The organism is Limnohabitans sp. (assembly GCF_044361985.1).
Classification (GTDB): Bacteria; Pseudomonadota; Gammaproteobacteria; order Burkholderiales; family Burkholderiaceae_C; genus Limnohabitans_A.
On the sequence record NZ_JBIKHV010000110.1, the window covers coordinates 1 to 6,531 of the forward strand.

At 55.4% G+C, this 6,531-nt stretch carries 8 protein-coding genes; 7 read left to right on the forward strand and 1 reads right to left on the reverse strand.

The window, feature by feature from the left end; all coding sequences use genetic code 11:
• The 6 genes from moaC to istB form a co-directional block, all read left to right on the forward strand.
• The coding region (gene moaC / locus ACIQ3A_RS13045; protein WP_396432161.1) for a cyclic pyranopterin monophosphate synthase MoaC at positions 1 to 356 on the forward strand (356 nt) is incomplete at its 5' end.
• A gap of 74 nt (positions 357 to 430) precedes the next feature.
• Positions 431 to 1,414, forward strand: coding sequence for an integrase (locus ACIQ3A_RS13050; protein WP_396432162.1), 984 nt, complete (start codon positions 431 to 433; stop codon positions 1,412 to 1,414).
• 273 nt (positions 1,415 to 1,687) lie between these two features.
• Positions 1,688 to 2,449 (forward strand): hypothetical protein, encoded by a 762-nt coding sequence (locus ACIQ3A_RS13055; protein ID WP_396432163.1) that lies wholly within the window; start codon positions 1,688 to 1,690, stop codon positions 2,447 to 2,449.
• Positions 2,439 to 2,888 carry a PriCT-2 domain-containing protein gene (locus tag ACIQ3A_RS13060; protein ID WP_396432164.1) on the forward strand — a complete coding sequence of 150 codons (450 nt, stop codon included), beginning with the start codon at positions 2,439 to 2,441 and terminating at the stop codon, positions 2,886 to 2,888. The genes ACIQ3A_RS13055 and ACIQ3A_RS13060 overlap by 11 nt, the downstream gene beginning before the upstream one ends.
• Before the next feature lie 92 nt (positions 2,889 to 2,980).
• On the forward strand, positions 2,981 to 4,492 hold the full coding sequence (gene istA / locus ACIQ3A_RS13065) for an IS21 family transposase (protein WP_396432165.1): 1,512 nt from the start codon (positions 2,981 to 2,983) through the stop codon (positions 4,490 to 4,492).
• Positions 4,485 to 5,309: an IS21-like element helper ATPase IstB gene (gene istB / locus ACIQ3A_RS13070; RefSeq protein WP_396432166.1), complete on the forward strand. Its 825-nt coding sequence runs from the start codon at positions 4,485 to 4,487 to the stop codon at positions 5,307 to 5,309. The genes istA and istB overlap by 8 nt, the downstream gene beginning before the upstream one ends.
• Before the next feature lie 421 nt (positions 5,310 to 5,730).
• Here the strand turns inward: istB and ACIQ3A_RS13075 are convergent, their stop codons facing one another.
• Complete coding sequence (locus ACIQ3A_RS13075; protein WP_396432167.1) at positions 5,731 to 5,976, reverse strand: helix-turn-helix domain-containing protein; 246 nt, start codon at positions 5,974 to 5,976, stop codon at positions 5,731 to 5,733.
• Positions 5,977 to 6,062: 86 nt separating this feature from the next.
• Here ACIQ3A_RS13075 and ACIQ3A_RS13080 point away from each other — a divergent pair, with 86 nt between their 5' ends.
• The gene (locus tag ACIQ3A_RS13080; RefSeq protein WP_396432168.1) at positions 6,063 to 6,503 is read left to right on the forward strand and encodes a hypothetical protein; all 441 of its coding nucleotides are present in this window, start codon (positions 6,063 to 6,065) and stop codon (positions 6,501 to 6,503) included.
• Positions 6,504 to 6,531 lie beyond the last annotated feature (28 nt).

The following is a 6,531-nucleotide window of genomic DNA, read 5'->3' on the forward strand; positions in this document are numbered from 1 at the left end:
CATTGATCCAATCGGGCACCGCCAAAAAAGGCGATGTGCTGGGCATCGCCCGCATCGCGGGCATTCAGGGGGCTAAAAAAACCTCAGACCTGATCCCGCTGTGCCACCCCATCGGCTTGACCCACGTGGCGGTGGATTTTGAGGTGTTGACCGCTGACAATGCCGTGGTCTGCACGGCGACTGCCGAAACCATCGGCCAGACCGGCGTCGAGATGGAAGCCCTCACCGCTGTGCAAGTCGCCCTGCTCACCATCTACGACATGTGCAAAGCCGTGGACCGGGGCATGACCATCAACGGCGTGAAGTTGCTGGAAAAGCATGGGGGCAAGTCGGGCAGCTTTGTGGCGGGAAAGTGAACGCCAACAAATCAATGATGGGGTCACCCTCAGATTAAGGCTTTGTCCCATTTCTGTCCCACTCAGGAGCAGAGATGGCATCGTTCAGACAACATGGCAACGGATGGCAGGGCCGAATTCGACGCCGAGGCTACCCAGATATCACCAAGACGTTTGAGACCAAAGCGGACGCCGAGATATGGGCGCGGTCGGTTGAGTCCGAAATAGACAAAGGGCAATTCGTCAACGTCAACGAGGCCCAGCGCACAACCTTGGGCGATGTGATTGCCCGGTATTTGGTTGAAGTGACGCCGACCATGAAGGGCGCAACCGAGGACGCCATTCGGCTCAAAGCCATCATGCGCAAACCAATCGCACGGTGGAGCATGGCGAACCTAAGTTCAGCACGCATTGCGGCATACAGAGATGAACGACTCAAGGAAGTCGGTGCGGGAACGGTCATCCGGGAACTGGCATATCTGTCGGCCATCATCAATCACGCCCGAAGGGAGTGGGGAATAAATGTGCCCAATCCAGTTCAGATGGTGCGCAAGCCACAAAGCCCGCAAGCTCGGTCAAGGGTGCTGACTGATGAAGAGATTTCAAAGTTGCTGCAAGCGCTGGAGCCGAGTGGACGCAGGAGTCATTGGACCAAACCTGCTGTTCAGCTAGCGTTGGCAACTGCGATGCGGCGGGGTGAGTTGGTGTCACTGAGATGGGAGCACATTGACTTGCAGTGCAGGACAGCTTTCTTACCCGATACTAAAAACGGTGACTCTCGGACCGTACCGCTCTCCTCGGCTGCGGTTCAGGTTTTGGCTGAGTTGCCTCGGTATATCAGCGGTCTGGTGATTCCCGTGAAGTATTTCACGCTGGATGCCGCGTTCAAGCGGGGGATTCGGCGTGCTGAATTAGAGGGTATTCGGTTCCATGACCTCCGGCGGACTGCCATCACACGCATGGCGGAGAAGTTGCCCAAAGTGATCGAGCTTGCAGCCGTCAGTGGGCACAAAAGCCTGATGGTGCTGAAGCGGTATTACCGGCCATCGGCAATGGACTTGGCGAAAAAACTCGGCTGAACAGTTGAGCTGTCAAAAAGTTTGGGTTAACATTGAAGTAGCTCACCACGGTGGGTTACGAAGTTTGCACACTGCCTTGAAACAACTTCGGTGCCTTCGGCATAAAGGTAGCAGCCACTACGGTATTGACCACCAGTAGTGCCTGTCGTGGGACAACAGCCACGTTAAATTTGTTTGCGATTCAAGTGTCAAGGATTCCCACCAGTTCTCGCTGGTGGGGCTTTGCTTTCCTTGTCGAGTCGCAGACACAACCCCAATTTTTTTGCGCTCGGCATGATTCATATTGGAAGAATCATGGCTAATTTTACAGAAAATTCTCATATAAATCAACAACTTACGCGACATTTCGAGGCTGTTGATTTCGCACGTTCTGAAATTCAAAAGATGTGGCGCATCTTCTTCGCCGGTAGTGAATCGGTATTTGAGATGCGCGCACTCTGGCCCAAAGGGGTTGCTGGTGCGCAAACGCCAGTTTGTAAGTTTTACAGGGCTTCGGAATACCCATCGCTCGAGGCTTGCAAAGCTGCATTTGAGCAGGACGCGCTTGCGTTGAACGCAAAGGGATTCAACATCTACACGGTAATGAACCCAATTAGCTCCGCGGTCGGTGGGCAAAAGGCCACCAAAGATGAGGACATCCTTTATCGTGATCTCCTGCTTGTTGACATTGATCGAACTGGCGACACCTCCGAACCTGCAACGGCTGAAGAAGTACAGGCAGCGAAATCATTGGCAATCCAAATCCGTTTGTTTATGGATTCTCGAGGGTGGCCTGCCCCCTCAGTTGTGATGAGTGGTAACGGCTACCACCTCTACTATGTGTTGGAGGATGTAGATAACGACAAAGCTGCTACAGATTTGGTTAAGTCGGTGTTGAACATGTTGGCTGCCAAGTTTGACAACACAACAGTGAGTGTTGATACATGCGTTCACAACGCTGCACGCATTACCAAGGTACCAGGCACGATCATGCGCAAAGGCAAAGAGTCTGCACTGCGCCCATACCGTATGGCTGAGGTGTGCGATGAGCTCTAATTCAAACGTAACCCGTTCGATGCTCAGCGAGCTCGTTGCCGACCTCAAGGCGGAGCGAGTTTTCAATCAGCAAATTCTTGGTGCGGCAAACCTGCCTTTATTTGGCGCTGTAGCTTCACCTCTGTTGGGGAATCTCTTGCAGGGGCTACCGACTGAAAATGTGATTGAAGTTACAAAGCTGAAAAGCGCCCTTGCTGCGATCAGTTCGCATGTTCCAAGAGGGGATGGCTCGATGTTCGACGGTGGCGGCAGCTCGCCTTCTGGCAGTTATTGGGTGGGTGTTGTCTGGGCTATTGCCAGTCTTGGGTGGCAAACCGGCAAGCAAATTGCCAAGGAGTGGTCGCAGAAATCTTCCCGGTATACCGACGAGGGGTTTGAGAAGGCTTGGAGCGATTTCAATCCAAAACATGCAAATCTGTTGCCGCCGACCGAAAACTGACCAGCTAAACCTAGGAGTGCCGACTCAAAATTGACCAGGGTGTTCAACTGGCCTGCTGAAATATTCAGCAGGAGAGATAGAAGGTGATCACCATGGAAATGATAGGCAAGGTCAGGCGCATGAAGTTGCGCGAGCAACTCTCCAACAGCGAGATTGCCAAGCGCACGGGGCTGTCGCGCAACACGGTCAAAAAATGGCTCAAAGCCCCAGGCGACCAGGCTCCCAAATACAAAAGGCAAAGCGGATTCACCAAGCTCAACGCGTTTGAGGCGACGTTGGTGCAGGCGCTCAAGGCCGACTCCCACCGCCCCAAACATGCCCGGCGCAGTGCGCGGGCGTTGTTGGCGCAGTTGCAGGCGCAGGGCTATCGGGGCGGCTACAGCCGATTGACGGATTTCATTCGGGGTTGGCGCGAGCAAGAGGGCAAGGCTGCATCCAAGGCGTATGTGCCTTTGAGTTTCGAGCTGGGCGAGGCGTTTCAGTTTGACTGGAGCGAGGAAGGGTTGCTCATTGGCGGGGTGTACCACCACATGCAGGTCTCGCACCTCAAGCTGTGCGCCAGTCGGGCATTCTGGGTGGTGGCCTACCCCAGCCAGGGGCACGAGATGTTGTTTGACGCGCACACCCGCAGTTTTGCTGCGCTGGGCGGTGTGGCGCGCCGGGGCATTTACGACAACATGAAGACGGCGGTGGACAAGGTCAAGAAAGGCAAAGGTCGCATCGTCAATGCCCGCTTCAATGCGCTGTGCAGCCACTACCTGTTTGAGCCGGACTTTTGCAACGTGGCCTCGGGCTGGGAGAAAGGGGTGGTGGAGAAGAACGTGCAGGACAGCCGCAGGCGCATCTGGATAGAGGCTGGCACAAAGCGTTTTGGCTCGTTTGTGGAGCTCAATGCCTGGTTGGCCGAACGCTGCCGCTCGATCTGGGCCGAAACACCGCACCCGGAGCACAAGCAGTTCACGCTGGCCGAGATGCTGGATTTGGAGCGTGAGCACTTGATGAGCATGCCTGAGCCGTTTGATGGGTATGTGGAGAATCCGGCCCGGGTGAGCAGCACCTGTTTGGTCAATGTGGCGCGCAACAAGTATTCGGTGCCGTGCGAGTGGGCTGGGCAGATGGTCAGTACAAGGCTGTATCCGAGCCGAGTCGATGTGGTGGCCCAAGACGCCATCGTGGCCAGCCACACAAGGCTGACCAATCGGGCGCAAATCAGCTACGACTGGCAGCATTACATCGATCTGGTGCAGCGCAAGCCGGGGGCGCTGAGGAATGGCACGCCATTTATGGACTTGCCGCCTGCGCTGCTGAGGCTGAGGCAGTCGTTGTTGCGCCATGCGGGAGGTGACCGGGTGATGGCCCAGGTGCTGGCCGTGGTGCCGCAAGCGGGGCTGGACGCTGTATTGGTGGCGGTGGAGGTTTTGCTGGAAGGTGCCACTCCCAACGGTGGCATCAGCGTGGAGCATGTGCGCAACGTGTTGGCGCGGTTGAGCAGTCCACTGATGCCGCAGCAAGCCGAAACATCTCTGCAGCTCAGTGAGGTGCCACTGGCCAACACGGCGCGCTATGACGGCCTGCGGTCCAGCGTGGAGGTGGACCATGACTGAGCACAGACCAACGCAGCGGGACATCCAGGCCGAACTCAAGGGTCTCAGACTGAGCGGCATGGCCATGGCATGGGCGGATCTGGTGGAGCAAGGCGGCAGTGCAGAGCTGGGGACATCTCGTTGGCTGATTGAGCACTTGCTGCAAGCCGAAGCAGTCAACCGCCACATGAGATCGATTGCACATCAAACCAAGGCCGCCCGCTTCCCTGTACACCGGGATCTGGCGGGGTTCAACTTTGAGGCCTCGCAAGTGGACAGGGCATTGGTGCACAAACTGGCCGATCTGTCGTTCACGCAGGATGCGCAAAACGTGGTGCTCATTGGGGGACCGGGGACGGGCAAAACGCATCTGGCCACGGCGCTGGGCATCGCGGGGCTGACGCAACAGGGCAAAAAGGTCAGGTTCTACTCAACGGTGGACTTGGTCAATGCGCTGGAGCAGGAGAAGGCGCAAGGCAAGGCGGGTCGCCTTGCGCTGAGTTTGTCGCGCGTGGACTTGGTGGTGCTTGATGAGTTGGGGTACTTGCCGTTCAGCCAAGCCGGAGGGGCCTTGCTGTTTCACTTGCTGTCCAAGCTGTATGAACGGGTCAGCGTGCTGATCACGACAAACCTGACGTTTGCAGAATGGTCGAGCGTGTTTGGGGATGCCAAGATGACGACGGCGCTGCTGGACCGGTTGACGCACCACTGCCACATTGTGGAAACGGGCAATGAGTCCTATCGGTTCAGGCACAGCTCCAATGAGGCGAGGGGTCGAATCAAAGCAAGGGAGCAGGCAAGAAAAGCGGAGAGAAAGGAGCTGCAGGACGACAATTGAACTTATAGTTATCCACAGCCAGCGGACATCAAAGCTGGCTCAAGCCCCTGGTCAAAATTCAATCGGCACAGGTGGTCAATATTGGATCGGCGGCAACAAATTATGAGCTAGGCTCAAATTAATGTCAACCAATCTTTTGAGCCATACAAGAAGGCAATTTGACGGTAATGTCAAAACCTACAACTTATGAGCCTGGGGCAGGCCCATGGCGCTACCGCTAATGCTTCGGGAGTGTTGAAGGAATTGAGGGCTGGATGATCGAGAAGCCCCACCAAACACCCCAACTTAGCAGGGAGTCAAGCTGGTCTGTCGGTCCGCTAGAAATTCCGATTCCTGATTCAAAAAGACTGGGTAGGGGCTTTGGAATCGACCCTTCAAAAAGACGCTAAAGCCCTAATTCCATCTTGTTGTTGTCGCCTTCTCAGAGGCGAGCGTCGGCCAGCAAATTAGCAAGAGGAACCCCTAGCTCTCTGGAGACCTTCACAAGATTCATGAACGTCACGTTGACCTCACCTCTTTCGATTGCGCCGAAATAGCTACGTTCGATCTCAGCAGTGTGGGCTAGTGTCTCCTGAGAGATTCCCGCCTCCTTCCGGGCTTTTCGTATGGCAGCCCCAAGCTGCGAGAGCTCTGGCGCATTGGGGTAAAGACTGGTCTTGCGAGGCATGCCCAATCGTTACTAATTGAGTTACAGTTCACCACGGCCCTATTCACCCATTTCATACATCGTAGGGCATGCACCTGGAAATCGGGATGAATCTTTTGAAGTTGAAGTTGGTAGCAGCAATCGCGGTCGGTCTGATCCTCACTGGATGCGGGACGACGATGAAGACCGTCATGGAGCGATGCGATATGGGTTCCTCTTTCGATACCTATGCCTCATGCATTAAGGAAACCTACACAAAGGATGGTCGCCAACCAAATTCAGCTTCAGTCCGTGCGTTTTATGCCAGCCTAGATTCGCTGGCTGAGCTTCACGCGGCGAACAGGCTCTCCAGCGCAGAGGCAAAGGCTGCTGCCTATATAGCTTTTTTGAATACGGTTCAGGCCGATAACGATCGAAGCAACGCTGCGTTTGCTAACTCTATGAATGCCTTAGCGAACATGCCTCAGGGTACCGTCCAAGCAGCTCCTCCGAGCATCCAGACGAGATGCGTTCGATCCGGCAACGCCGTTAACTGCACTTCTTATTGAGGAGGCACCAATGCCACGGATATGCGCT

Excerpts from the sequence above, each read along its gene's own strand:
- ACIQ3A_RS13050 (WP_396432162.1), top strand. The coding sequence starts at position 431 with ATGGCATCGTTCAGACAACATGGCAACGGATGGCAGGGCCGAATTCGA.
- ACIQ3A_RS13055 (WP_396432163.1), top strand. The coding sequence starts at position 1,688 with ATGATTCATATTGGAAGAATCATGGCTAATTTTACAGAAAATTCTCAT.
- ACIQ3A_RS13060 (WP_396432164.1), top strand. The coding sequence starts at position 2,439 with ATGAGCTCTAATTCAAACGTAACCCGTTCGATGCTCAGCGAGCTCGTT.
- istA (WP_396432165.1), top strand. The coding sequence starts at position 2,981 with ATGGAAATGATAGGCAAGGTCAGGCGCATGAAGTTGCGCGAGCAACTC.
- istB (WP_396432166.1), top strand. The coding sequence starts at position 4,485 with ATGACTGAGCACAGACCAACGCAGCGGGACATCCAGGCCGAACTCAAG.
- ACIQ3A_RS13075 (WP_396432167.1), bottom strand. The coding sequence starts at position 5,976 with ATGCCTCGCAAGACCAGTCTTTACCCCAATGCGCCAGAGCTCTCGCAG.
- ACIQ3A_RS13080 (WP_396432168.1), top strand. The coding sequence starts at position 6,063 with ATGAATCTTTTGAAGTTGAAGTTGGTAGCAGCAATCGCGGTCGGTCTG.